The organism is Pseudomonas oryzihabitans, assembly GCF_014522265.1.
Classification (GTDB): domain Bacteria; phylum Pseudomonadota; class Gammaproteobacteria; order Pseudomonadales; family Pseudomonadaceae; genus Chryseomonas; species Chryseomonas aestiva.
In genome coordinates this window covers 1,337,716-1,360,618 of the sequence record NZ_CP017024.1, presented here as the reverse complement: position 1 = coordinate 1,360,618, position 22,903 = coordinate 1,337,716, and the positions used below count along the sequence as shown (strand labels likewise).

Below are 22,903 nucleotides of genomic sequence, written 5' to 3'. Positions count from 1 at the left end.
GGCGAAAGTGCCGTAGCCCAAGGACCGGCCGTCACGGGCAAGATTCCGCTCCCCCGGCAGCAGCCGTTCAAGCTGTGATCCACGTCCTGCGGGCGCTGTGGCCCATTAAGCGAATTTGCGCAAATGCCGCTTTCTGTACGGATATACAGATTAGTTCTTGCGCTGCCCGCTGGCGCTTTGCATCCTGTGGCGATTCCCCTCCTGTGACGCCCGCCATGCAGCTGTATCTCTGCGAAAAACCCTCCCAGGCCAAGGACATCGCCCGTGTCCTCGGTGCTACCCGTCGCGGTGAGGGCTGCCTGCAGGGGCAGGGTGTGACCGTCACCTGGTGCATCGGCCACCTGCTGGAAACGGCGCCACCGGACGCCTACGACGCCCGCTACAAGCGCTGGTCGCTGGACGACCTGCCGATCGTCCCCGAGCAGTGGAAGTTGCAGGTCAAGAAGACCACCGGCAGCCAGTTCAAGGCGGTCAAGCGCCTGCTCGGCGAGGCCAGTGAGCTGGTGATCGCCACCGACGCCGATCGCGAAGGCGAGATGATTGCCCGCGAGCTGGTGGAGCATTGCCGCTATCGGGGGCCGATTCGCCGGCTATGGCTGTCGGCGCTGGATGACGTCTCCATCCGCCGCGCCCTGGCCGCGCTCAAGCCCGGTGCCGAGACCTATGGGCTCTATCAGTCCGCCCTGGGACGCTCGCGCGCCGACTGGTTGATCGGCATGAACATGAGCCGATTGTTCACCCTGCTGGGGCGTCGCTCCGGCTACCAGGGCGTGCTCTCGGTCGGGCGGGTGCAGACGCCGACCCTGCGCCTGGTGGTGGATCGCGATCGCGCCATCGCCGCCTTCGTGCCGGTGCCCTTCTGGACCGTGGAGGCGATGCTGGACGCCGCGGGCAGTCGCTTCCAGGCCCAGTGGCAGCCGCCAGCGGATGTCTGTGACGACCAGGGCCGCTGCCTCAAGCCCGAGGTGGCCCAGGCGGCGGCGCGGGCCATCGACGCGGCCGGGCAGGCGCGGCTGGTCAAGCTCAAGACCGAACGCATCCGCGAGGCGGCGCCCTTGCCCTTCGATCTGGGCACCCTGCAGGAGGTCTGCTCCAAACGTTTCAATCTCGGCGCCCAACAGACCCTGGACGTGGCCCAGGCGCTCTACGAAAAGTACAAGCTGATCACCTATCCGCGCAGCGATTGCGGCTTCCTGCCGCTGTCCCAGCATGCCGAGGCGCCGGCGCTATTGGCCGCCTTGCTGAGCGCTGATAGCGGCCTCGCCCCCCTGCGCGACCATCTGGACGCCAGTCGCCGCTCGCGGGCCTGGAACGACGCCAAGGTCAGCGCCCACCACGGCATCATCCCGACCCAGGTAACCCGCGACCTGGGGCGCTTGAGTCCGCAGGAGCGCAACGTCTATGGCCTGATCCGCGCCCGCTATCTGGCGCAGTTTCTGCCACAGCACGAATTCGATCGCACCCAGGCCGACTTCGAGGCGGGCGGCGAACGCCTGCGGGCCACCGGCAAGCGCCTGGTGGAAGCAGGCTGGCGTCGCGCCTTGCCCGAGTCGCTCACGCCGCCCAAGGGCCGCGAGGCGCCGCCGCCCCAGGCGCTGCCCGAGTTGCGCGAGGGTGAGCGTTATCCGGTGGTGGAGGTGCGCTGCAGGGATCAGTTGACCCAGCCGCCCAAGCCCTTCACCGAGGGCGATCTGATCAAGGCGATGAAGAATGTCGCCAAGCTGGTGGAGGATCCGGCGCTCAAGCAGAAGCTCAAGGACACCACCGGCATCGGCACCGAGGCGACCCGCGCCAGCATCATCCAGGGCCTGCTGGACCGCGGCTACCTGATCAAGCAGGGCAAGGCCCTGGCGGCGACGCCGGCGGCCTTCGGCCTGATCAACGCCGTGCCCCGGGCCATCGCCGATCCGGGCACCACGGCGCTCTGGGAGCAGGCGCTGGATCGGGTGCAGGAAGGCGAACTGAGCCTGGCCGAATTCGTCACCAAGCAGTCGGCCTGGATGGGCAAGCAGGTGGAGCGCTGTCTTGGCCTGACCCTGACCATCAGCGGTCCGCCGCCGGCGGGCAAGGGCGCGCCCTGGAAGAAGAAGCGGCGTACCGGCGGGACCAAGGCCAAAGCCAAGCCCGGTGGCGCACCGCCGCGCGCGCGCAAGCCCAAGGTCAAGCCTGGCTGAGGGCGGTGTGCAGGCGTTCGAGGACGGCGTCGGGCTGGGTCAGGAGGTCGTGGTTCCAGAAGCGCAGGACCTGGAAGCCCTGGGCCTCCAATTAGGCATCGCGCTCGCGATCAGTGGCGGTGCCTTGATGCTGGCCGCCATCCAGCTCGATCACCAGCCGTGCTTCCAGGCAAACGAAGTCGAGGATGTAGCGGCCATAGGGATGCTGACGGCGGAATTTATGGCCCTGTAGACGCTTGCCGCGCAGGTGTTGCCAGAGCAGGCGCTCGGCATCGGTCTGGCCCCGGCGCAGGGCGCGAGCATGGGTGATGAGGGGCATGGGAATCCTTTCCCTGGGGGGCTTGGCGTTGGGGTTACCCTCACCCCAGCCCTCTCCCGGAGGGAGAGGGGGCGGTACGGGGCGAGAGGTGCTCTGGGGAGTATCGCCTGGAGAGGTAGTGTTGGCGAGGCTCTGGAACGAGGTTTTCGAGAGCGCTGAGCTGAGGAAGTTGGCGCGGCTCAGCTACCTGATACGTTGGCGAGAGCATTGCCCTCACCCCGGCCCTCTCCCAAAGGGAGAGGGGGCAATAAGGAGCGAAGCGGAGCTGTGTAGCAGCACCCGCTGAAAGACAGTCATACAGTCAGAACCGCTATCGCAGTGACACTGAAAAAAGCTTCAAGACACATGTCTGGCGGAAGAGCCCGCTACCGCTCCAGACTGCCCCCTCTCCCTTGGGGGAGGGTTGGGGTGAGGGCGCCAGGCCCAGGCGTTGCGAATCGCTATCGCAGTAGCACTGAAAACAGTTTCAGGACGCATGTCTGGCGGAAGAGCCCGCTACCGCTCCAGACCGCCCCCTCTCCCTGGGAGAGGGTTGGGGTGAGGGCGCCAGGCCCCCGCAAGTCCCACTTCTTCTCGAACGCTGTCGCGGCAGTGGCATAGGCCGCTTTGTGATAGTCAAAGGTGGCTGACTGCACCAACACGGTTTCCTAGTCCTTGATAAAGGCGATCGCCGGGCGCTAGGAGAGGCCGTCGGCCTTGATTTCGGCTTTGTCGACGAACCTGGAAGGAGAGGAGGTGAAACGGCCTCAATTGGCCTAAGCGAATCGCTATCGCAGTAACACTGGAACGACACTGAGTCTCATGTCTGGAGGAGAAGCCCTGCACCGCTCCAGACCACCCCCTCTCCCTTGGGGAGAGCGTTGGGGTGAGGGCGCCAGGGCCAGGCGTCGCGAATCGCTATCGCAGTAACACTGGAACGACACTGAGTCTCATGTCTGGAGGAGAAGCCCTGCACCGCTCCAGACCACCCCCTCTCCCTGGGGGAGAGGGTTGGGGTGAGGGCGCAAGGCCCCGTGCCCGCGTCTTATTTCTTCTCGAACGCCGCCGCGGCAGTGGCATAGGCCGCTTCGTGGTAATCGAATTCGGCGGACTGCACCAGCAGGGTTTCCTCGTCCTCGGTGAAGGCGATCACCGGGCGATAGGAGAGGCCGTCGGCCTTGATTTCGGCTTCGTCGATGAGCTTGGAGAGATCGAAGGCGAAGTCGCCGCAGATGGCCTTGGCCTGGGCGTCGGTGATGCCGTGTTTCTTCAGGGCATCGCGCAGCAGGCTGCTCCACTGGTATTGAAACTGGATACCCAGTTTGGCGTAGCTGGGACCGTAGTCGATTTCCATGAGTGTGTAACCGGGGCTTGGGAGGAGGGGGCGAACTCGCCACAGCGGCCAGCGAAATGACCGTTGTGAGCGCTGCCGGTGGCGCTACGATGGCGTGCCCCAAAGCCCAGGCAAAGGGGTGCGGGCCGGACGGCCAAATCTAATGACCGAGAGGCCCGCACCCAGGGACGAGCGGTTATTCGTGGACGATGCGCGAGTGATCGCGGGTGTCCTTCATGAAGACGTAGACCAGCAGCGAGCAGGCGATGCAGCCGGTCACGTACCAGTAGTAGCCGCTTTCCATGCCGATGCTCTTGAACCACAGCGCCAGGTATTCGGCGGTGCCGCCGAAGATGGACACGGTCAGGGCATAGGGCAGGCCGACGCCCAGGGCGCGGATCTCGGTGGGGAACAGCTCGGCCTTCACCACGGCGTTGATCGAGGTGTAGAAGCTAACGATCACAAGCGCCACCATGATCAGGCCGAAGGCGCCCCACCAGCTGGTGACGCTACCCAGGGCGGTGAGGATCGGATAGGTGAACAGGGTGCCGAGCACGCCGAAGGCGATCAGCACCGGGCGCCGGCCGACACGATCGGAGAGGGCGCCGACGACGGGCTGCAGCAGCATGAACAGGAACAGCGTCGCCGCCGAGATGGAGGTGGCGTCGGTCTTGCTCATGCCCACCGAGTTGACCAGGTACTTCTGCATGTAGGTGGTGTAGGTGTAGAAGGCCAGGGTGCCACCCATGGTCAGGCCGACCACGGTGAGGAATTCCTTGGGATGGCGCGCCAGGGTGCGCATCAGGGATTCCTTGGGCTTCTCGGCCTTCTTGAAGGAGCTGGTCTCTTCCATGCCGCGGCGCAGGTAGAGCGCGGTCACGGCGCAGGCGGCGCCGATCAGGAAGGGAATGCGCCAGCCCCAGCTCTCCAGCTGTTCGACGGTCAGGGTCTGCTGCAGCACGATCAGGGTGGCCAGGGCCAGCAGCTGGCCGGAGATCAGGGTGACGTACTGGAAGCTGGAGTAGAAGCCACGGCTTTCCTTGGTCGCCATCTCGCTCAGGTAGGTGGCGGAGGTGCCGTATTCACCGCCCACCGAGAGGCCCTGCAGCAGCCGCGCCAGCACCAGCATGATGGGGGCGGCGACACCGATGGTGGTGTAGCTGGGGGTGAGGGCGATGATCAAGGAGCCGGCGCACATCATGATCACCGAGACCATCAGCGCGGACTTGCGGCCGGCCTTGTCGGCATAGAGGCCCATCAGCCAGCCGCCGATGGGGCGCATGAGAAAGCCCACGGCAAAGATGGCGGCCACGTTGAGCAGCTGGGCGGTCTGGTCGCCCTTGGGAAAGAAGGCCTTGGCGAAATACAGCGAGAAGGCGGCGTAGACGTACCAGTCGTACCATTCGACCAGGTTGCCGACGGAACCGCTGAAGATGGACTTGATGCGCTGCGAGGTGGTCTTGGGCGCGGTCTGGCCGGCCGCGAGGGTAGCGGTGCTATCCACAGGGGTGTTCCTCTTGTCGTTGTTATTAGGGCGCTCGGGGCGTCGACAAGGGCTATAGCAGGGCGCGTGCCAGGTCGCGAAGCCGCATTCTGACTGGGTTTTGCCGGGGCGGATCGGCGAAAGATCGCCGAAAGCCGGTGGGCAATGAGCGGATTTCCGCCGATGGCGCCTCAGTCGTCGTCGCGAAAGTCGGCGCGCACCAGGCCATGGCGTTGCATCTTCTCGTTGAGGGTGCGCCGCGGCAGCTGCAACTCGTCCATCACCGCCTTGATCTCGCCGCCGTGGCGGGCCAGGGCGGCGCGCAGGCACTGGGCCTCGAAGGCTTCCAACTGATCGGCCAGGGAATGGCCCTGGGCCGCGGCCGGCGTGCCCAGGCCGAGCACCTCGCGTTCGGCGGCGTTGGCCAGTTCCCGGACGTTGCCCGGCCAGCCGTGACCCAGCAGCTGGGCCAGCCGCGCCGCGCCGGGCGGGGTGACCGGGCGCCCCAGGCGGGCGCCGGCCTCGGCGAGGAAGTGATCGAACAGCAGCGGGATGTCTTCGCGTCGCGCCCGCAGCGGCGGCAGGTGCAGTTCGGCGACATTGAGGCGATAGGCCAGGTCTTCGCGAAAGCGCCCGGCGCGCGCCTCTTCCAGCAGATCCGGCTTGGTGGCGGCGACGATGCGCAGGTCCAGGGCGATGCTCTGGTTGGAGCCGAGGCGCTCCAGGCGCTGCTCCTGCAACACCCGCAAGAGCTTGACCTGCTGCGCCAGGGGCATGCTCTCGATCTCGTCGAGAAACAGGGTGCCGCCGTTGGCGTATTCCAGCTTGCCGATGCGCTTGCCCTGGGCACCGGTGAAGGCGCCGCTCTCGTGGCCGAACAATTCGCTCTCGAACAGCTGCTCGGGGATGGCCGCGCAATTGAGCGCGACGAAGGCCTTGCCGGCCCGAGGACCGAAGTCGTGCAGGCAACGGGCGACCAGTTCCTTGCCGCTGCCGGTCTCGCCGCGCAAGAGCACGTTGACCGGGGTCGGTGCCAGGTCGAGGATCTGCTGGCGCAGGCGGACGATGCCGGGCGAGACGCCGAGCAGCCGACGGGCGAGGGCGCTCTGGTCGTCGACCCGGCGGTGCAGCTGGCGGTTCTCCAGCACCAGCCGGCGCTTTTCCAGGGCGCGGCCGAGATCGCCGAGCAGTGCCTCGGGGCTGAAGGGCTTTTCCAGGAAATCGTAGGCGCCCTGACGCATGGCGCTGACCGCCAGGGCGACGTCGCCGTGGGCGGTGAGCAGGATCACCGGCAGGTCGGGATCCAGCGCCTGCAGCCGGTCCAGCAGGGCCAGGCCGTCCATGCCGGGCATGCGCACGTCGCTGACCACCACGCCGGCGAAATCCGGCGTCACGGCCACCAGGCAGTCCTCGGCGCGGGCGAACAGCCGTACCTGATGCCCCGACAGCTCCAGCCACTGGCGCACCGCTTCGCGGATGCTGGCTTCGTCGTCGACCAGATAGACCTGGGCTTGCATGGGGGCGTCCTCTCGCGGCCGGTGCGCCGCTACCTTGCCCTAAGGCTGGCGAGTGGTCGAGTCCCTAGCCGGGGCCCGGCAGCACCGGCAGACCCAGACGGGCGCAGGCGCCGCCTTCGGGACGGTTGCCCAGTTCGATGCGTCCGCCCAGGTGCTGGGCGACGGTCTGGACGATGGACAGCCCCAGGCCGGCGCCGTTGGCCGCCCCGCTGCTGTAGAAGCGTTCGAACAGCCGCGGCAGGATCTCCACTGGAATGCCGGGGCCCTGGTCGAGGATCTGGATCTCGGCCCAGCCGGCGCTGATCTCCAGCCGGACGCGGATCTCGCCGCCGGGGGCGAGACATTGACCGCGTTGGTCAGCAGATTCTGCAGGGCGATGCCCAGCATGGCGCTGTCGCCGTGGACCTGTGCCTGGCTGGCTTCGGCGTCGAGGCTGAGGTCCAGGCCCTTGTCGAGAATCCAGGGGCCCAGCTCCTCCAGGGTGGCACTGAGGGCGGTGCGCAGGTCGAAGCGCTGCTCGGCGCTCCAGCTCGGCCGAGGTTCCAGCCGGGCCAGGATCAGCAGCTGGTTGACCACCCGGGTCAGCCGATCGGTGCCGCTGACGACGAATTTCAGCGCCTCGTCGCGGGCCGCCGCGGTCTGCGCGGACAGGGCGTTCTGCGCATGCAGGCGCAGCACCGCCAGGGGCGTGCGCAGTTCGTGGGCGGCGTCGGCGATGAAGCGGCGTTCGCGCTGCAGCAGTTGTTCGATCTGCAGCAGCAGGCGATTGAGCGCGGCCTGCATGGGTTCCAGTTCGCGCGGCAGCGGATCGAGCTGCAGCGGTTGCAGGGATTCCGGATCGCGGTGGCGGATCAGCCCGGCCATGCGCCGCAGCGGCCGCAGGCCCCAGCCGATGGCCAGCCAGGCCAGCAGCGACAGCAGCACCAGGCCGATCAGGTGCGGGGTGAGGGTATGGCGCAGGATGCGGCGGACCAGATCGGCGCGGACTTCTTCGCGCTCGCCGACCCAGAGCATCAGGTCGTGCTCGGGGTCGGGCAGCAGAAAGCCATACCAGGCCTCGCCCTCCAGGGTCTGCTCGGTGAAACCCGGGGTCGTCGGCATGATGAAGATGGGCGCGCTGGGCGAGCGCATCAGGGGGTCGCCGCGCGCGTTCCAGGCCTGGAAGGCCATCTTGGCCTCGTATCTGTGGCCATAGGGGCTGTCGGTGGCTTCGGCCAGGGCCTGGGTGACACTGGCGTGCAGCGCCAGACGGCCTTCGCCGCGGGGCGCGGCGCGCAGCATGCCCTGCAGGATGCGCGCGCTCTGGGCCAGCTGGGCATCGTAGATCTCGCCGATCTCGCGCTGGCTGTCGTGGACGTTGGTCAGGGCGATCAGCAGGGTGCCGATCAGCAGCAGCGAGAGCACCAGGCCGACGGTGCGGCGGCGGATGGAGGTCATGGGCACTCGAGGCGGTAACCGATGCCCCTGACCGTGCGGATCAGGTCGGCGCGCAACTTCTTGCGCAGGTTGTAGATGTGGACTTCCAGGGTGTTGCTTTCCACCCCCTCGTCCCAGCCGTAGAGCAGCCCCATGAGGCGATCGCGGCTGAAGATCTTGCCCGGATTGGCCAGCAATTCGTGCAGCAGCTGGTATTCGCGCGGGGTGAGGTTGACCGGCTGACCGTCGAAGGTGACCCGGCGGGTGGCCGGGTCGAGGGCGATGCCGCCACCTTCGAGCTGGATCTGCGAGGGGCCGTTGCGCCGCCGCAGGAGGGCGCGCAGGCGGGCCTTGAGTTCCTTGATGTCGAAGGGCTTGACCAGGTAGTCGTCGGCACCGGCGTCGAGGCCGGCGACCCGGTCTTCGGTGTCGTCGCGGGCGGTGAGGATCAGCACCGGGGTGGTCAGGCCGTTGGCGCGGCTCTGGCGCAGCACCTGGATGCCGTCCAGGCGCGGCAGGCCGAGATCCAGCACCACCAGGTCGAAGCCCTCTTCGCGCAGCGCGTGGACGGCGCTTTCGCCGTCCTTGAGCCAGTCCAGGGTATAGCCCTCTTCCCGCAGACTGGTGCGGATGCCCTCGCCGAGGTCGGGATCGTCTTCGATCAGCAGCACGCGCATGGGGGCCTCGTCACTTCAGCTTCTGGTCGACGTCCTTGAGTAGCGCGGCGATTTCGCCCCGCCGTCCCTGGTCGGCCAATTCGCGTCCGGGGCGGGGCGCGGCCTGCTGCGCCTTGAGCAGGGCGGCGCGGGCTTCGGCATAGCGCTTCTGGCGATACAGGTGGTCGCCCCAGAAGTATAGGGTATCGATACCGTTGGGGTTGAGGGCGAGGGCCTGCTGCAGCAGACGATCGGCTTCGCTGGCGTCACCGAAGGCGATCGGCCAGCCGGGAACCCGGTCGTAGAGGGCGGCGAGACTGGTGTAGGCGGACCCCTGCAGCGCCGTGGGATCGAGCTTGAGCGCCTGTTCCAGGTCGGTGCGGGCTTCCTTGACCTTGCGCAGCGCACCCAGTCCGCCCTGGGCGCCGGCCCAGCTGCTGAGCACGATGCCCTGCCAGATCAGCGCCGGGGCCGACTGGGGGGCGGCCTGGGTGAAGGCGCGGGCCTCGCCGGCCAGCTGTTCGAAGGCGGCGGGCTTTTCGGTGCTGGGCAGGCGGTACTGGATCTCGGCCCAGCGCTGCTGGATCTGCGCCAGGCGCTGGCCATCGTCGGCCAGGGCGAAGGGGCTGGCAAGCAGGGCGGCGAGCAGCAGGCCGAGGGCCTTGCGTGGGGACGTCATGGGTGTTTCTCCGGAGCGAAGGCGGGATCGATGAAGCGGCGGATCACCGGCAGCTGGCGGCGCAGGGCGCGATCCACCAGGCCGGGCAGCAGGCCGTTGAGACGGACGAAGAGCTTTTCCGGCCAGCCGAGATAAAGCTCCTGGCGATCCTCGACCAGTGCGCGGATCACCGCGCCGGCGACCATGGCGGGTTCGTCCACCTGGCTCTTGAGCGCCTGGTTCACGGCCATGGCCGCCGGACTGTTCATCGCCGTGCGGGTGGCGCGGGGCGCCACGTAGAGCACCCGGATGCGGGTATCGGCCAGCTCCCGGCGCAGGGCCTGGGTGAAGCCGCGCAGGGCGAACTTGCTGGCGCAATAGGGCGCATAGCCGGGATAGCCGATGGAACCCAGGGTGGAGCCGACATGGGCGATCACCGCCCGTGGCTGGCGGCGCAGCAGCGGCAGCAGCAGACGGGTCAGCTGGATGGCCGCGCCGATGTTGATCGCCAGCAGGTTGTCGATGGCATCTTCGTCGAGGGCTTCGAGCAGGGCGAAGCTGTTGCTGCCGGCGGCGTTGAGCAGCACGTTGACACCCTGGCCGCGACTGGCCTCGGCCAGCACCGCCTGGCGATCGGCGCGGCGGGTGAGGTCGGCGTCGAGCAGGCGCAGCCGGCCGCCCAGGCGCTCGGCCAGGGGTTGCAGGGCGCGGGTGTCACGGGCCACCGCCAGCACCTGGGCGCCGCCGGCGCAGAGTTGTTCCACCAGCGGCAGGCCGATGCCGCCGCTGGCCCCGGTCAGCAGGATGCGGCAGTCAGGCAGCTGCATGGCGCTGCTCCGGTTGCCCGGCGCCGGGCAGGGCGCGGAACATGTCGGCATAGAGGCGATAGATCACCTTGGACACGCGGATCACCGCGGCCTGGTCGGCCGGATCGTCCAGGCGATCCATCAGCTGGCGATAGGTCGCCATGTGCTCCTGGTCGAGGCTGCCGTGGGAATCCAGGTAGCTGAAGGCGGTGGCCGGCAGGCCCAGCTGGCCGCGGATAGCGCCGGCCGCCTGGGTGGCCAGGGCGATGCTGGTGCCTTCGAGCACATTGACCATGCCGAACAGGCCGACCGGGTTGTCGCGGGCGATGAAGTCGTAGAGATAGGCCACCATCAGCTCGATGGACAACTCGGGGCGGCTGGCGCGCACGGCCTCGGCGTCGCCTCCGCAGGCGGCGATGTCATTGAGGATCCACTGATCGTGGCCGTATTCCTCCTCGATGTATTCGCAGACCGCGCCGCGCAGCCATTCCAGCCGCGCCGGCAGGCGGGCGCCGCAGGCCATCATCAGCGGCGCGGTGTGGCGGACGTGGTGATAGGCCTGGCCGAGAAAGGCGATATAGCTCTCCAGGGCGACGTCACCGCTCAGGGCGGCACGGATGATGGGCACCTCGAACAGCGCCTGGCGTTCCGCGGCGGTTTCGGCTTGCAGGGTGGCGAAGAAACTCATGCTTGTATCTCCAGAAGGTCCGAGAGCAGGGCCGCGTGGTGCGCCTGGATGGCGTCGCGGCGAAGGCGTCCGGTCGCGGTGAGCAGGCCGTTGGCGGGGGTGAAGGGTTCGGCAAGGCGGCGCCAGGCGCCGATGCGGGCGTAATCGGGCAGGCGCTGGTTGAGGCAGGCGACCTGATCGGCGAGAAAGCTGTCGGGCAGGTCCGGCTGGCGCGGCCAGAGCAGCGCCACCAGGTGCCGGGCGCCTTCGCCCTGGACATAGGCCTGGGCGATGGGGCCGCCCTGGGTGAGTTCGGCCTCGATCCAGCCCGGGTCGACGTTGCGTCCCGAGGCCAGGCTGAACTGGTGTTTCTTGCGCCCGCGCAGATAGAGGTAGCCGTCGGCGTCGAATTCGCCGAGATCGCCGGTGGCCACCTCGTCGGTGGCGCTGCCGGGCTCGCCCAGGTAGCCGGCGAAATCGACGCCGCCGACCAGCACCTCGCCGTCGGCGGCCAGGCGCAGGCGGACGTGGGGCAGGGGCTGGCCGACGCTGCCCGGGCGGTTGGCGTCAGGGCGATTGAGGGCCACCACCGAGGCGCATTCCGACAGGCCATAGCCCTGGAACACCGGCAGGCCCAGGGCGCTGGCGCGGGTCAGCAGGGCCGCGCTCAGCGGCGCCCCACCCACGGCGGCGAAGCGCAGCGGGTCCAGGCGCAGCAGGCCACGCTCGCCCAGTTCCACAAGTCCCTGCAACAGCTGCGGCATGAGGATCAGGCTGTGCGGCTGGCGCTGCTGCAGGCAGGCGGCCAGCTGTGCCCAGTCGATGCCGGCGGAACCGCTGACGCCCTGGTCGGTGCCCTTGAGCACCACCACCTCGGCACCGGCCAGCAGCGCGGCATAGACCCCGAGATTTTCCAGCAGGATGCCCAGCGACAGGAGCACCTGATGGCGCTCGGGCATCAGCGGTCGGCTAACGGCTTCCAGGCTGGCAGCCACCCGCAGCAGTTGCCCGGCCTTGAGGCAGACGCCCTTGGGCGTGCCGGTGGTGCCGGAGGTATAGGTGAGCTTGGCGGTGTCCGCCGGCAACGGGGCGCGGGCCGAGGCCGGCCGCTGCCAGCCGCCGGCGCCCGCGGTGAAGCCTGCCGCGGCCCATTCCGCGGTGCGCTCGGGGCGCCCCAGCAGGAGATCGGCGCCGCAGTCGCGCAGGACGTGAGCACGCTGCGCGGGACTGAAGAAGTCCGGCAGGGTCACGCAGGGCAGCCCGGCGCGCAGGGCGGCCAGGTCCCAGGCCAGCAATTCGGGGCCGTTGGGCAGGTCCAGCGCCAGCCGCTGGATCTCGTGCTCGCGCAGCCAGGCGGCGCGGGCGGTGACCTCCTGCAGCAACCGGGCATAGCTCCAGGTCTCGTGACTGCCGATCAGCGCCGGCCGGTCGCCGTGCCAGGCGTGGCGTTCCAGGGTGGTGAAGAAATCGACGACGGAGCGGGCTTCAGGCGACATGGCAGTCTTCCTCGCCAAGGGTGGGAAGGCCCAGGCGGGCGAAGATGCCGGCCTGCAGCAGCTGGTGATAGCCCTGGTGGATGTCGCCGGCGCAGACCTGGGGATCGTTGGCGTAGTAGGAGCCCCAGCTCTCGCGTTCGGCGCCCAGGCAGGCCGGATCGGCCGCGCCCAGTACCTGGGGCGCCAGACCAAGGCGATGAAAGCTGTTGATCAGGCGGGTGGGGCCGGTGAAGGTGACCCAGCGCCGGCCGCTGCGGGCCAGCAGCCAGGTGGTGACGACGATCAGCAGACGCGCCTGGCCAGGGCCCAGCGCCGCCAGATTGCCGACCTCCACCACCTCCGCGCGATCGATCGGCCGGCCGAGCGCCGCCGCCACGTGGGTCTCCACCGGCTGCGGCAGATAGCGTTCGAGAAACAGCGGCTGGTCGAGGGCGGGACGGATGCCCACCGCCGCCTGCAGCTCGCCTTCGGCATCGCGCAGGGCGAGCAGCAGCGGCAGGAAGTGGCTGATGCGGGCGCCATGCTCCAGGGCGAAACGGGCGCCGATGAAGGCCTCGGTCGTCTGGCGACCGGGCGCCTCGAGCGGCTCCAGGCGGGCCAGCAGCGAACCGCTGCGATCGGCCAGGGTAAAACCTTGCGGGGACTGCCAAGTCACGTCGAGCATCGCGACCTCTCCAGGGGAATGCGAGATGCAGTCTTGGCGGTCAAGCTGAAGGCAATCTGAAGCGCCGCTTCATCGCAGCTTCAGGTTGCCCGGCTAGGGTCGCGCTCTGTATTTCCTGGCGGAGCCCTGCCATGTCCGAAGAAGAGACCCTTGCTGCCGCTCCCGAGGAGTCGGCCGACAGCCACTGGCCACTGGTCCGGATCCTCGCCGGCGTCCTTGCCAGCGCCCTGCTCGGTGGCGTCGGCCTGCCGCTTCTGGATGCCACCCGCGGTCCCTGGGATGCGGCGCCCCTGCTGGTGACCGGGCTGCTCGGCTGGGGCTTCGCCCTGCTGGTGACGCTTTGCGTGCGCTAGGCCGCTGACGCCAGCGCGGCCGGCAGCCGCAAGGCGAAGACCGCGCCCTCCACAGCGTTGCTGGCCGTCAGGCTGCCGCCCTGGGCCTGGACGATGGCCGAGGACACCGCCAGGCCCAGACCGAGGCCTTCGCCGACCGGCTTGGTGGTGAAGAAGGGATCGAACACCTGGTCAAGGTGCTCGGCGGCGATGCCGCCGCCGTTGTCGGCCACCGCCAGCAACCAGTGTTCGCCCTCGCGCGCGAGGCTGACCCGGACCTGCGGTCGGGGTCGCTCCGCCACGGCGTCCAGGGCGTTGCGCAGCAGGTTGACCAGCACCTGCTCCAGGCGGATGGGATCGCCCAGCAGCCAGGCCGGACGCGGCAGCTCCAGGATCAGCTCCACGGCCAGCTCGGCGCGGCGCGCCTCCAGCAATTCCAGCGCCTGGTCCACCACCCGGGCCAGATCGACCCGTTCACGCAGGCCGGCGGGGGTCTTGCGCGCATAGGTCTTGAGATGGGCGGTGAGGCCGCTCATGCGGGTCAGCAGACCATCGAGGCGCTCCAGGGCGGCGCGGGCTTCGTCCAGCCGAGCGTGGTCCAGCAGCAGGCGCAGACTCGCCAGGTGCATGCGCTGGGCGGTGAGCGGCTGGTTGAGTTCGTGCACCAGGGCCGCCGACATCTGCCCCAGGGCGGCCAGCTTGGCGGCCTGCACCAGGCCGTCCTGGGCGGTGCGGAGTTCCGCGGTACGGGCTTCCACCAGTTGCTCCAGCTCCAGGCGACTGCGCTGGCGCAGGCGCTGCAGGCGGCGCCGTTGCGCCCACAGGAGACCGGCGCAGACCAGCAGCAGCCAGGCGCAGGCGGCGGCCAGCGCCGCGCCCGGGCCGCCACCCTGCAGGTCGCGGGTGGGCCGCAGCAGGTGCAGGGTCCAGCCTTCGCTGGGCAGCGGCAGGCTGTCCCAGAGGTAGTCGGCGCTGCCTTCGGGCGCCTCGATGTGGGCCACCTGGCGCTGCTCGCCGAGCACCCGCTGCTGGCGATAGGGCAGGAGTTGCAGGGTGCGCCTGTCGTACTGGCGGGTGGTGGCCAGTTCGGCGCGCTCGGCCGGGGTCAGCTCGCGCAGCAGGCGATAGCGCCAGGCCGGGCGATTGGCGGCAAAGACCACGCCGCGCGCATCGCTCACCAGTAGGACCTCGGGATGCTCGCCCCAGCGGGCCTCGATGGCCGGGAATTCCAGCTTGACCACCACCGCGCCGAGAAAGCGCCCCTGGGCGTCCAGCACCGCATGGGAGAGGAAATAGCCGGGAATGCCGGTGGTGACCCCCACGGCATAGAAGCGGCCGCTGCCGCCGGCGAGGGTCTCGCGAAAATAGGGCCGGAAACCGTAGTTGTGGCCGACATAGCTGGTGGGCAGCCGCCAGTTGCTGGCGCCGATGGCCAGGCCGCTGCGATCCAGCAGCTCCAGGGTCGAGGACTGGGCGGCGGTATTGAGTCTTTCCAGCTTGAGATTGAGGCGCTCGGTGGCGGCGGCATCGGGCGGGGTGGTGAGCGCGGCGATCAGCTCCGGGTCCTGGGCCAGCACCGTCGGCAGGGCGCGAAAGCGGTCGATCAGGGTCTGCAGGCCGCTGGCATGCAGGCGCAGCTGCTCCTGGCCGAGCAGACTGGCCTCGGCCAGGCTCGCCTGTTCGGCGCGGTGCCAGGCCTGACTGCCCAGCAGCAGGCAGCCGAGCAGGGCGAGCAGCAGGACCGGCAGCAGGCGCAGGGCTGGAGGCATGACAGGGGACCGTGACCGGGATGGCCGGACGATAGCACGGCGGGGAGGGGACGGCTCAGGCCGAGGCAGCGGTGCGCTGGGCGATCTGTTCGGGCTGGAAATCGCAGGTGAAGCAGCTGCCTTCGCCGGGCACGCTGTGGATGTCCAGGCCGCCGCGATGGCGGATCAGCACGTGCTTGACGATGGCCAGGCCCAGGCCCGTCCCGCCGGTGCTGGAAGCGCGACTGGCGTCGAGGCGATAGAAGCGCTCGGTCAGGCGCGGTAGGTGGCGGGCGTCGATGCCGGGCCCGTTGTCCTGCACCGCGACGTGGGCACCCTCGGCGTCCTGCCAGGCGCGCACCCGTACCTCGCCGCCTTCGGGGCTGTACTTGACGGCATTGAACACCAGGTTGGAAAAGCAGCTGCGCAATTCGGTCTCGCTGCCCAGCAGCGCCAGGCCCGGTTCGCACTCCAGGCTCAGGCGGTGGCCCACGGCGCCGGACAGGGCACGGCCATCCTGCAGGATGGAGGCGAGCAGCGGCTCCAGGCCCACCGGGCGGTTGTCGGCGGGATAATCGGTGGCTTCCAGGCGTGCCAGCAGCAGCAGGTCGTCGATGGTGTGCTGCATGCGTCCGGCCTGCTGCTGCATCTGCCCCAGCGCCCGCCGCCAGCGCGGAGTGGCGTGGTCGGCATTGTCCAGCAGGGTCTCCAGGTAGCCGGTGATGACCGTCAGCGGGGTGCGCAACTCGTGGGAGACGTTGGCGACGAAATCCTTGCGCATCTGTTCCAGCTGGTGGAGGCGGGTCACGTCGCGCACCAGCAGCAGCCGATCGCCTTCGCCGAAGCGGGTGACCAGGATGTGCAGGTATTCATCGTCGTTGAGCGGCGAGGCCAGTTCCAGCGGCTCACCGTAGTCGCCGCCGAGAAAGTAGTCGGAAAAGCGCGGATGGCGCACCAGGTTGGTGATGGGCTGGCCGAGGTCCTGAGGCTGGCGCAGGCCGAGCAGGGTTTCCGCGGCGCGATTCCACCACTCCAGGTTGCCGTGGCGATCCACCAGGATGATGGCGTCGCGCAGGGCCTCGGTGGAGGCCTGGGCACGGCCGATGACGGCGAGCAGTTCCTCGCGCTGACGCTGTTCGTGGCGCTGGCGGCGATAGAGCCGGTCGAGCACCTCGCCCCATAGCCCCTCGGCCTCCGGCGGCGCGCCCGGGGCTTCGCTCAGCAGCCAGGCGTGCAGGCGCAGCAGGTGCCTGAGGGTGACCGCCAGATAGACCGCCAGTCCCAGGGCCACCGCCAGGCCGACATGGCCGAACGGCCAGCCGGCCAGGGCGCAGCCGGCGACCACGGTCGCCAGCTGGGTGGCCAGACGGGAGCGCCAGTTGATGTTCACGGCGGCGGTGATCCCGCGTCAGAGTTTGGTGGAAAAGCGATACCCGGTGCCGCGCACCGTCTGTACCAGGTTCTCGTAGGTCTCGCCGAGGGCCTTGCGCAGGCGGCGGATGTGCACGTCCACGGTGCGCTCCTCGACATAGACGTTGCCGCCCCAGACCTGATCGAGCAGTTGGCCACGGGTGTAGGCGCGTTCCTGGTGGGTCATGAAGAACTGCAGCAGCCGGTATTCGGTGGGGCCCATCTCGGCGGGGGCGCCGTCGATGGTCACCCGGTGGCTGATCGGATCGAGGATCAGGCCGTTGACCTCCAGCGGACCGTCGCTCTCCATGTGGCCGGTGCGGCGCAGCACGGCTTTCAGGCGCGCCACCAGCTCGCGGGGCGAGAAGGGCTTGGTGATGTAGTCGTCGGCGCCGGTTTCCAGTCCCTGGACCTTGTTGTCCTCGTCGCCCTTGGCCGTGAGCATGATGATGGGGATGGCGTCGGTCAGCTCGTCGCGCTTGAGGCGGCGGGCCAGTTCCAGGCCGGAGGTGCCGGGCAGCATCCAGTCGAGCAGGATGAGATCGGGCTTGCGATCGACGATCAGGGCGTGGGCGTCCTTGCTGTTGTCCGCCTCCAGGCATTCATAGCCCGCCATTTCCAGGGCCACGGCGATCATCTCGCGAATGGGCGCCTCATCGTCGACGATCAGGATGGATTTACCCGTCATGGAGCGCTCTGCCTCTCGAGTCCTTGCAATGTGCCGTGCATTAGATAGCGCCAATATTGCAGCTATGTGACAAGGCTGTCATATCTAACTTATATCCCACAATATGGGATGACGTATCACATATTGAGATTTGCCCGCGAGGCTTCTAGAGTGAAGGCCATGAACGACAACAATTCCAACAAGGGCGAAGCACCCAGCGGGGCCCAGGCACTGTTTCGCGGCCTGGCCGTGCTCGAAGCCGTGGCCGCCGGGGCCGACAGCCTGGCCCAGGTCGGCGCCGCCATCGGCTGCACCCGCAGCACCACCCATCGGCTGGTCGCCGCCTTGACCCAGGCCGGCTATCTGCGCCATGACGGCGGGCGGCTGATCCTGGGCAGCCATCTCATCGCCCTCGGCTACCAGGCCCGTGAGCAACTGCCGCTGACCGGTGTGGCCCGGCCCCATCTGCAGCGCCTGGCCCAGCACTGTGGCGACACCGTGCACCTCGGCGTGCGCGAGGGTGGCGACGTGCTCTATCTCGACAAGCTGCCGGGCAGCCGGGGGCTGGAGATGAGATCCCGGGTCGGCCTGCGCATGCCGCTGGCGCTGACCGGGGTCGGCAAGGCGCTGATGCTCGATCTCGCCGAAAACGAGTGGGAAGCCCTCTACGGCGAAGGCGTGGCCCGGCGGACCGGCCAGCCCGGCCTGCGCGAGGACTTCCTGCCCTGGGCGGACTATTGCGCGCGGCTGCGGCGCCACGCCGCCGAGGGCTATGCCCTGGATCTGGAAGAGAACGAACTGGGCATCCGCTGCGTGGCCGCACCCATCCGCGGCGCCGACGGCGTCATCGTCGCGGCCCTGAGCGTGGCCAGTGCCATCCCCTACATGCCCGAGGCGCGGCTGCATGAACTGCAGCCCGAGGTCACTGCCTGCGCCCGGGCCATTTCCCGCGAACTCGGCTGGAGTCCCGCATGACCGCCACCCCGCACCTCATCGGCCTCGACTGGGGCACCTCGTCCCTGCGGGCCCAGCTGTTCGACGCCCAGGGCGCCGTGCTGGAAACCCGCAGCCGCCCCTGGGGCATCATGCATGTGCCGGATGGCGACTTCGCCGCGGCCTATCGCACCCTGGTGGGCGACTGGCGCGAGGCCCGGCCAAACCTGCCCGCCATCGCCTGCGGCATGGTCGGCAGCCGCGGTGGCTGGCGCGAGGTGCCCTATGCCGACTGCCCGGCCGACGTCCACAGCCTGGCCGCCGGCCTGCTGCGCCTGGACACCGGTTGCGGCGAGCTTCATCTGGTCCCCGGGGTGATGCAGCGCGGCGCCTTGCCCAACGTCCTGCGCGGCGAGGAAACCCAGGTGTTCGGCGCCCTCGAACTGGAGCCGGACCTGGCCGCCGAAGCCCTGCTGGTATTGCCCGGCACCCACAGCAAGTGGGTGCGGGTGCGTGACGGTCGCCTGACCGACTTCGCCACCTACATGACCGGCGAGCTGTTCGCCGTCCTGCGCGAGCATTCCATCCTCGGGCGTCCGGCTGCCGAAGCCGGTCCCGAGGCCAGCGCCGAAGCCTTCCGCCTGGGCCTGGTCACCGCCCGCGATGCCGGGGCCGAGGGCCTGTTCGGCCGCCTCTTCACCGCTCGCAGCCGGGTGCTGGCCGGCGAACTGGGCGCGGCGCACAGCCTCGACTACCTGTCCGGCCTGCTGATCGGCGAAGAGCTGCGCAGCCAGGTCGCCGCCCTTGCCGGCGCCCCCTGCCCACCCCTGGTGCTGATCGGCGACGCGACGCTCTGCCAGCGCTATCGCGACGCCCTGGCGCTGTTCGATATCCACCAGGTCCGCCTGCTGGAGCAGGCCACCCGGGCCGGGCTCTGGCGCCTGGCCCAGGCCGCCGGCCTGCTCCCCATCACTGGAGACTCCCATGCTTGAACCCTATCTCAAGGACCTGCCGCTGATCGCCATCCTGCGCGGCGTCACCCCGGACGAGATCGTCGCTGTCGGCCGTGCCCTGTACGACGCCGGCTTTCGCGTCATCGAGATCCCGCTCAACTCGCCGCAGCCCTACGAGAGCATCCGCCGACTGACCGCCGAGCTGGGCGAAAGCTGCCTGATCGGCGCCGGCACCGTGCTCACCGAGGCCCAGGTGGCCGAGGTGGACGCCGCCGGTGGCCGGCTGATCGTCTCGCCCAACGCCAACCCGGCGGTGATCCGTGCCAGCAAGGCTGCCGGCCTGGTCAGTGCCCCGGGCGTGGCCACCCCCTCGGAAGGTTTCGCCGCCCTCGACGCCGGCGCCGACAGCCTCAAGCTGTTTCCCGCCGAGCAACTCGGCCCGGCGGTGGTCAAGGCCTGGCGCGCGGTGTTTCCCAAGGCGCTGGCGCTCTTGCCGGTGGGCGGCATCACCCCGGACAACATGGGCCCCTACGTGGCCGCCGGCGCCAACGGCTTCGGCCTCGGCTCGGCGCTGTACAAGCCGGGCCTGAACGCCGCCCAGGTCAGCGCCAATGCCCAGGCCTTCGCAGCGGGGTGGCAGGCGGTAAAGAACGCTTAAAGCTCGCGGTCATGGACCGCTCCTACAAGAGCCTGTAGGAGCGTTCGCAGCGGCGAACCGCCATGACCGCGAGCTGTTCAATCCCTCGATTCCAATAATTACTGTCGAGATTTCCACACCATGAAAATCACCAAACTCACTACCTATGTCGTCCCGCCGCGCTGGTGCTTTCTCAAAATCGAGACCGACGAGGGCATCCACGGCTGGGGCGAACCCGTGCTGGAAGGCCGCGCCCACAGCGTGGCGGCGGCGGTCGAGGAACTGGCCGACTACCTGATCGGCAAGGACCCGCGCAACATCGAAGACCACTGGACGGTGCTCTACCGCGGCGGCTTCTATCGCGGCGGCGGCATCCACATGAGCGCCCTGGCCGGCATCGACCAGGCGCTGTGGGACATCAAGGGCAAGGCCCTGGGCGTCCCGGTGCACGAATTGCTCGGCGGCCAGGTGCGCGACAGCATCCGCGTCTATTCCTGGATCGGTGGCGACCGCCCGGCGGAGACCGCGGCCCAGGCCCTGGAGCGCCAGGCCAAGGGGTTCACCGCCATCAAGATGAACGCCAGCGAAGAGATGCAGTTCGTCGACACCTACGACAAGGTCGACCAGGTGATCGCCAATGTCGCCGCCATCCGCGACGCCTGCGGACCGCACTTTGGCATCGGCGTGGACTTCCATGGCCGGGTGCACAAGCCCATGGCCAAGGTGCTGGTGAAGGAGCTGGAGCAGTTCCGCCTGATGTTCATCGAGGAGCCGGTGCTCAGCGAGCACCATGAGGCGCTCAAGGAGATCGCCCTGATGAGCAACACGCCCATCGCCCTGGGCGAGCGACTGTATTCGCGCTGGGACTTCAAGCGCATCCTCCAGGAAGGCTACGTCGACATCCTGCAGCCCGATCCGTCCCATGCCGGCGGCATCACCGAGACGCGCAAGATCGCCAACATGGCCGAGGCCTATGACGTGGCCATCGCCTTGCATTGCCCGCTCGGCCCCATCGCCCTGGCGGTCAACCTGCAGCTGGATGCCAACTGCTACAACGCCTTCATCCAGGAGCAGAGCCTGGGCATCCACTACAACCAGGGCAACGACCTGCTGGACTACATCAAGAATCCCGAGGTGTTCGACTACGCCGATGGCCACGTGAAGATCCCTCAGGGGCCGGGGCTGGGCGTCGAGGTCAACGAGGAATTCGTCAAGGAACAGGCCGCCGTCGGCCATCGCTGGCGCAATCCGATCTGGCGGCACAAGGATGGCAGTTTCGCCGAGTGGTAAATCTTCGATTCAACGCTGCTGCGCTTGCCGGAGCGGCGTTGAAAGCCGGTTCGAAATGCTCATGCACTCGATGTGCACTCCGCTTTCTCACCGGCTTTCGCCTTGCTCCGCCTGCGCTCGCGACGCGTTGCTTTCGAAGATTGGCGCCGCTGCTCCCTCACCCAGCCCTCTCCCCAAGGGAGAGGGGGCAAGAGCAGGAGCTACGGCCCCGACGCTCGCACTGACCGTCCCCTCTCGCTGTGGGAGAGGGAGCAAGAGCGGAAGCACCTGCCTCGACTACCGCACCGACCATTCCCTCTCCCCTTGGGAGAGGGCCAGGGTGAGGGCCGCCGCGGCGCCCTGAACCCCAGACCGCAACAACGCTCGCCACAACGTCAATTACAGGACCCGAGCCATGCCAACCCCCACCCACGCCTCCCCGGCGGCCGCCGCGGCCGCGCCGACCCTGGCCAAGCCTAGCCGGGCGCGCTTCTTCATCATGACGCTGCTGTTCGTCACCGTGGTGATCAACTACCTCGACCGCAGCAACCTCTCCATCGCCGCGCCGCACCTGGCGCAGGACCTGGGCATCGAGCCGGTGCAGATGGGGCTGATCCTCTCGGCCTTCGGCTGGACCTACGCCGCCATGCAGATCCCCGGGGGCTGGCTGGTGGACAAGGTCGCCCCGCGCATCCTCTATCCGGTGGCCATCGCGCTCTGGTCGCTGGCCACCATCGGCCTGGGTTTCGTCGGCAGCTTCATCGGCCTGATCATCCTGCGGCTCGCCGTGGGCGCCCTGGAGGCACCGGCCTATCCGATCAACAACCGGGTGGTCACCACCTGGTTTCCCGAGCGCGAGCGGGCCACCGCCATCGGCTTCTACACCTCCGGCCAGTTCGTCGGCCTGGCCTTCCTCACCCCGGTGCTGATCTACCTGCAGCAGACCTTTGGCTGGCACATGGTCTTTGTCGTCACCGGCGGCGTCGGCCTCCTCTGGGCGGTCATCTGGTACGGGATCTATCGCGAACCCAAGGATTTCCGCGGCGCCAACGCCGCCGAGGTCACGCTGATCCAGGAAGGTGGCGGTCTGGTCGATCTGGAGCAGAAGAATCGCAGCCGCGCCGCCTTCCAATGGCGTGACCTCTGGAGCGTGCTCAACAAGCGCAAGCTCTGGGGCATCTACATCGGCCAGTTCTGCCTCAACTCCACCCTCTGGTTCTTCCTCACCTGGTTCCCTACCTACCTGGTGAAATACCGCGGCATGGACTTTATCAAGGCCGGCTTTCTCGCCTCGCTGCCGTTCCTGGCCGCCTTCCTCGGGGTGATCTGCTCGGGCCTGCTGTCGGACTGGCTGGTCCGCCGCGGCGCCTCCGTGGGCCTGGCGCGCAAACTGCCGATCATTGGCGGCCTGCTGATCTCCACCAGCATCGTCGGCGCCAACTTCGTCGACTCGCCCGCCTTGATCATCGCCTGCCTGGCGCTGGCCTTCTTCGGCAACGGCCTGGCCTCCATCACCTGGTCGATGGTCTCGGCCATGGCGCCGGAGCGACTGATCGGCCTCACCGGCGGGATGTTCAACTTCATCGGCAACCTCTCGGCCATCTGCGTGCCCATCGTCATCGGCTTCCTGGTCAAGGACGGCAGCTTCGCCCCGGCCATCGCCTTCATCGGCGTGACCGCGCTGATCGGCGCCCTCTGCTACGGTCTGGTGGTGGGCAAGGTGGAACGTCTGCCCGAATAAGGGCGACTAAAGAAGCGCTCGCAGGAGGCGCCTCCCGTCCTGGAT

General features: G+C 68.5%; 19 protein-coding genes and 2 pseudogenes. 7 read left to right on the top strand and 14 right to left on the bottom strand.

Annotated elements, in window-relative coordinates; genetic code table 11:
- Window positions 1-215 precede the first annotated feature (215 nt).
- Window positions 216-2,174, top strand: coding sequence for a DNA topoisomerase III (locus BGI51_RS06310; RefSeq protein WP_187980615.1), 1,959 nt, complete (start codon window positions 216-218; stop codon window positions 2,172-2,174).
- Here the strand turns inward: BGI51_RS06310 and BGI51_RS06305 are convergent.
- The 11 genes and pseudogenes from BGI51_RS06305 to BGI51_RS06255 form a co-directional block, all read right to left on the bottom strand.
- Window positions 2,161-2,493: pseudogene (locus BGI51_RS06305) on the bottom strand (endonuclease domain-containing protein). The gene BGI51_RS06310 and the pseudogene BGI51_RS06305 sit on opposite strands and share 14 nt — an antisense overlap.
- Before the next feature lie 1,024 nt (window positions 2,494-3,517).
- Window positions 3,518-3,826: a hypothetical protein gene (locus tag BGI51_RS06300; protein ID WP_158895215.1), complete on the bottom strand. Its 309-nt coding sequence runs from the start codon at window positions 3,824-3,826 to the stop codon at window positions 3,518-3,520.
- A 175-nt stretch (window positions 3,827-4,001) separates the two neighbouring features.
- Window positions 4,002-5,309 carry an MFS transporter gene (locus BGI51_RS06295; protein ID WP_007159929.1) on the bottom strand — a complete coding sequence of 436 codons (1,308 nt, stop codon included), beginning with the start codon at window positions 5,307-5,309 and terminating at the stop codon, window positions 4,002-4,004.
- Window positions 5,310-5,479: 170 nt separating this feature from the next.
- Window positions 5,480-6,805, bottom strand: coding sequence for a sigma-54-dependent transcriptional regulator (locus tag BGI51_RS06290; protein WP_187980614.1), 1,326 nt, complete (start codon window positions 6,803-6,805; stop codon window positions 5,480-5,482).
- Between the two features lie 64 nt (window positions 6,806-6,869).
- Window positions 6,870-8,242: pseudogene (locus BGI51_RS06285) on the bottom strand (sensor histidine kinase).
- A complete protein-coding gene (locus tag BGI51_RS06280) occupies window positions 8,239-8,898 on the bottom strand; it encodes a response regulator transcription factor (protein WP_027597373.1) in 660 nt (219 codons plus the stop codon). The pseudogene BGI51_RS06285 and the gene BGI51_RS06280 overlap by 4 nt, the downstream one beginning before the upstream one ends.
- A 10-nt stretch (window positions 8,899-8,908) precedes the next feature.
- Window positions 8,909-9,556, bottom strand: coding sequence for a tetratricopeptide repeat protein (locus tag BGI51_RS06275; RefSeq protein WP_187980613.1), 648 nt, complete (start codon window positions 9,554-9,556; stop codon window positions 8,909-8,911).
- Complete coding sequence (locus BGI51_RS06270) at window positions 9,553-10,362, bottom strand: SDR family oxidoreductase (protein WP_187980612.1); 810 nt, start codon at window positions 10,360-10,362, stop codon at window positions 9,553-9,555. Before BGI51_RS06270 ends, BGI51_RS06275 begins: the two co-directional genes overlap by 4 nt.
- On the bottom strand, window positions 10,349-11,029 hold the full coding sequence (locus BGI51_RS06265; RefSeq protein ID WP_187980611.1) for a TenA family transcriptional regulator: 681 nt from the start codon (window positions 11,027-11,029) through the stop codon (window positions 10,349-10,351). Before BGI51_RS06265 ends, BGI51_RS06270 begins: the two co-directional genes overlap by 14 nt.
- Window positions 11,026-12,504 carry an AMP-binding protein gene (locus tag BGI51_RS06260; protein WP_187980610.1) on the bottom strand — a complete coding sequence of 493 codons (1,479 nt, stop codon included), beginning with the start codon at window positions 12,502-12,504 and terminating at the stop codon, window positions 11,026-11,028. Before BGI51_RS06260 ends, BGI51_RS06265 begins: the two co-directional genes overlap by 4 nt.
- Window positions 12,494-13,168, bottom strand: coding sequence for a thermostable hemolysin (locus BGI51_RS06255; RefSeq protein ID WP_187980609.1), 675 nt, complete (start codon window positions 13,166-13,168; stop codon window positions 12,494-12,496). The genes BGI51_RS06260 and BGI51_RS06255 overlap by 11 nt, the downstream gene beginning before the upstream one ends.
- A 131-nt stretch (window positions 13,169-13,299) precedes the next feature.
- On the opposite strand from BGI51_RS06255, the gene BGI51_RS06250 reads away from it, so the two are divergent.
- On the top strand, window positions 13,300-13,521 hold the full coding sequence (locus BGI51_RS06250) for a hypothetical protein (protein ID WP_187980608.1): 222 nt from the start codon (window positions 13,300-13,302) through the stop codon (window positions 13,519-13,521).
- Here the strand turns inward: BGI51_RS06250 and BGI51_RS06245 are convergent.
- From BGI51_RS06245 to phoB, 3 genes are read right to left on the bottom strand one after another with little or no spacing between them, the layout of a single operon-like run.
- Window positions 13,518-15,269, bottom strand: a complete 1,752-nt coding sequence (locus BGI51_RS06245) for a sensor histidine kinase (protein ID WP_187980607.1) — start codon at window positions 15,267-15,269, stop codon at window positions 13,518-13,520. The two genes, BGI51_RS06250 and BGI51_RS06245, sit on opposite strands and share 4 nt — an antisense overlap.
- A 55-nt stretch (window positions 15,270-15,324) precedes the next feature.
- Window positions 15,325-16,638 carry a phosphate regulon sensor histidine kinase PhoR gene (gene phoR / locus BGI51_RS06240; protein WP_187980606.1) on the bottom strand — a complete coding sequence of 438 codons (1,314 nt, stop codon included), beginning with the start codon at window positions 16,636-16,638 and terminating at the stop codon, window positions 15,325-15,327.
- Window positions 16,639-16,656: 18 nt separating this feature from the next.
- Window positions 16,657-17,346 (bottom strand): phosphate regulon transcriptional regulator PhoB, encoded by a 690-nt coding sequence (phoB, locus tag BGI51_RS06235; RefSeq protein WP_133860036.1) that lies wholly within the window; start codon window positions 17,344-17,346, stop codon window positions 16,657-16,659.
- A 159-nt stretch (window positions 17,347-17,505) separates the two neighbouring features.
- Between phoB and BGI51_RS06230 the strand changes: the two genes are divergently transcribed.
- The 5 genes from BGI51_RS06230 to BGI51_RS06210 all read left to right on the top strand — a co-directional run bounded on the left by BGI51_RS06230 (window position 17,506) and on the right by BGI51_RS06210 (window position 22,858).
- Complete coding sequence (locus tag BGI51_RS06230; protein WP_187980605.1) at window positions 17,506-18,300, top strand: IclR family transcriptional regulator; 795 nt, start codon at window positions 17,506-17,508, stop codon at window positions 18,298-18,300.
- Window positions 18,297-19,250, top strand: coding sequence for a 2-dehydro-3-deoxygalactonokinase (locus BGI51_RS06225; RefSeq protein ID WP_187980604.1), 954 nt, complete (start codon window positions 18,297-18,299; stop codon window positions 19,248-19,250). The genes BGI51_RS06230 and BGI51_RS06225 overlap by 4 nt, the downstream gene beginning before the upstream one ends.
- On the top strand, window positions 19,243-19,869 hold the full coding sequence (locus tag BGI51_RS06220) for a 2-dehydro-3-deoxy-6-phosphogalactonate aldolase (protein ID WP_187980603.1): 627 nt from the start codon (window positions 19,243-19,245) through the stop codon (window positions 19,867-19,869). Before BGI51_RS06225 ends, BGI51_RS06220 begins: the two co-directional genes overlap by 8 nt.
- A 120-nt stretch (window positions 19,870-19,989) precedes the next feature.
- The gene (gene dgoD / locus BGI51_RS06215) at window positions 19,990-21,138 is read left to right on the top strand and encodes a galactonate dehydratase (RefSeq protein WP_187980602.1); all 1,149 of its coding nucleotides are present in this window, start codon (window positions 19,990-19,992) and stop codon (window positions 21,136-21,138) included.
- Between the two features lie 394 nt (window positions 21,139-21,532).
- Window positions 21,533-22,858: an MFS transporter gene (locus tag BGI51_RS06210; protein ID WP_187980601.1), complete on the top strand. Its 1,326-nt coding sequence runs from the start codon at window positions 21,533-21,535 to the stop codon at window positions 22,856-22,858.
- The last annotated feature ends 45 nt before the right edge of the window (window positions 22,859-22,903 follow it).

What these genes read in the sequence shown, in the direction of transcription:
- BGI51_RS06310 (WP_187980615.1), top strand. Translation starts at nt 216, where the DNA reads ATGCAGCTGTATCTCTGCGAAAAACCCTCCCAGGCCAAGGACATCGCC.
- BGI51_RS06300 (WP_158895215.1), bottom strand. Translation starts at nt 3,826, where the DNA reads ATGGAAATCGACTACGGTCCCAGCTACGCCAAACTGGGTATCCAGTTT.
- BGI51_RS06290 (WP_187980614.1), bottom strand. Translation starts at nt 6,805, where the DNA reads ATGCAAGCCCAGGTCTATCTGGTCGACGACGAAGCCAGCATCCGCGAA.
- BGI51_RS06280 (WP_027597373.1), bottom strand. Translation starts at nt 8,898, where the DNA reads ATGCGCGTGCTGCTGATCGAAGACGATCCCGACCTCGGCGAGGGCATC.
- BGI51_RS06275 (WP_187980613.1), bottom strand. Translation starts at nt 9,556, where the DNA reads ATGACGTCCCCACGCAAGGCCCTCGGCCTGCTGCTCGCCGCCCTGCTT.
- BGI51_RS06270 (WP_187980612.1), bottom strand. Translation starts at nt 10,362, where the DNA reads ATGCAGCTGCCTGACTGCCGCATCCTGCTGACCGGGGCCAGCGGCGGC.
- BGI51_RS06265 (WP_187980611.1), bottom strand. Translation starts at nt 11,029, where the DNA reads ATGAGTTTCTTCGCCACCCTGCAAGCCGAAACCGCCGCGGAACGCCAG.
- BGI51_RS06260 (WP_187980610.1), bottom strand. Translation starts at nt 12,504, where the DNA reads ATGTCGCCTGAAGCCCGCTCCGTCGTCGATTTCTTCACCACCCTGGAA.
- BGI51_RS06255 (WP_187980609.1), bottom strand. Translation starts at nt 13,168, where the DNA reads ATGCTCGACGTGACTTGGCAGTCCCCGCAAGGTTTTACCCTGGCCGAT.
- BGI51_RS06250 (WP_187980608.1), top strand. Translation starts at nt 13,300, where the DNA reads ATGTCCGAAGAAGAGACCCTTGCTGCCGCTCCCGAGGAGTCGGCCGAC.
- BGI51_RS06245 (WP_187980607.1), bottom strand. Translation starts at nt 15,269, where the DNA reads ATGCCTCCAGCCCTGCGCCTGCTGCCGGTCCTGCTGCTCGCCCTGCTC.
- phoB (WP_133860036.1), bottom strand. Translation starts at nt 17,346, where the DNA reads ATGACGGGTAAATCCATCCTGATCGTCGACGATGAGGCGCCCATTCGC.
- BGI51_RS06230 (WP_187980605.1), top strand. Translation starts at nt 17,506, where the DNA reads ATGAACGACAACAATTCCAACAAGGGCGAAGCACCCAGCGGGGCCCAG.
- BGI51_RS06225 (WP_187980604.1), top strand. Translation starts at nt 18,297, where the DNA reads ATGACCGCCACCCCGCACCTCATCGGCCTCGACTGGGGCACCTCGTCC.
- BGI51_RS06220 (WP_187980603.1), top strand. Translation starts at nt 19,243, where the DNA reads ATGCTTGAACCCTATCTCAAGGACCTGCCGCTGATCGCCATCCTGCGC.
- dgoD (WP_187980602.1), top strand. Translation starts at nt 19,990, where the DNA reads ATGAAAATCACCAAACTCACTACCTATGTCGTCCCGCCGCGCTGGTGC.
- BGI51_RS06210 (WP_187980601.1), top strand. Translation starts at nt 21,533, where the DNA reads ATGCCAACCCCCACCCACGCCTCCCCGGCGGCCGCCGCGGCCGCGCCG.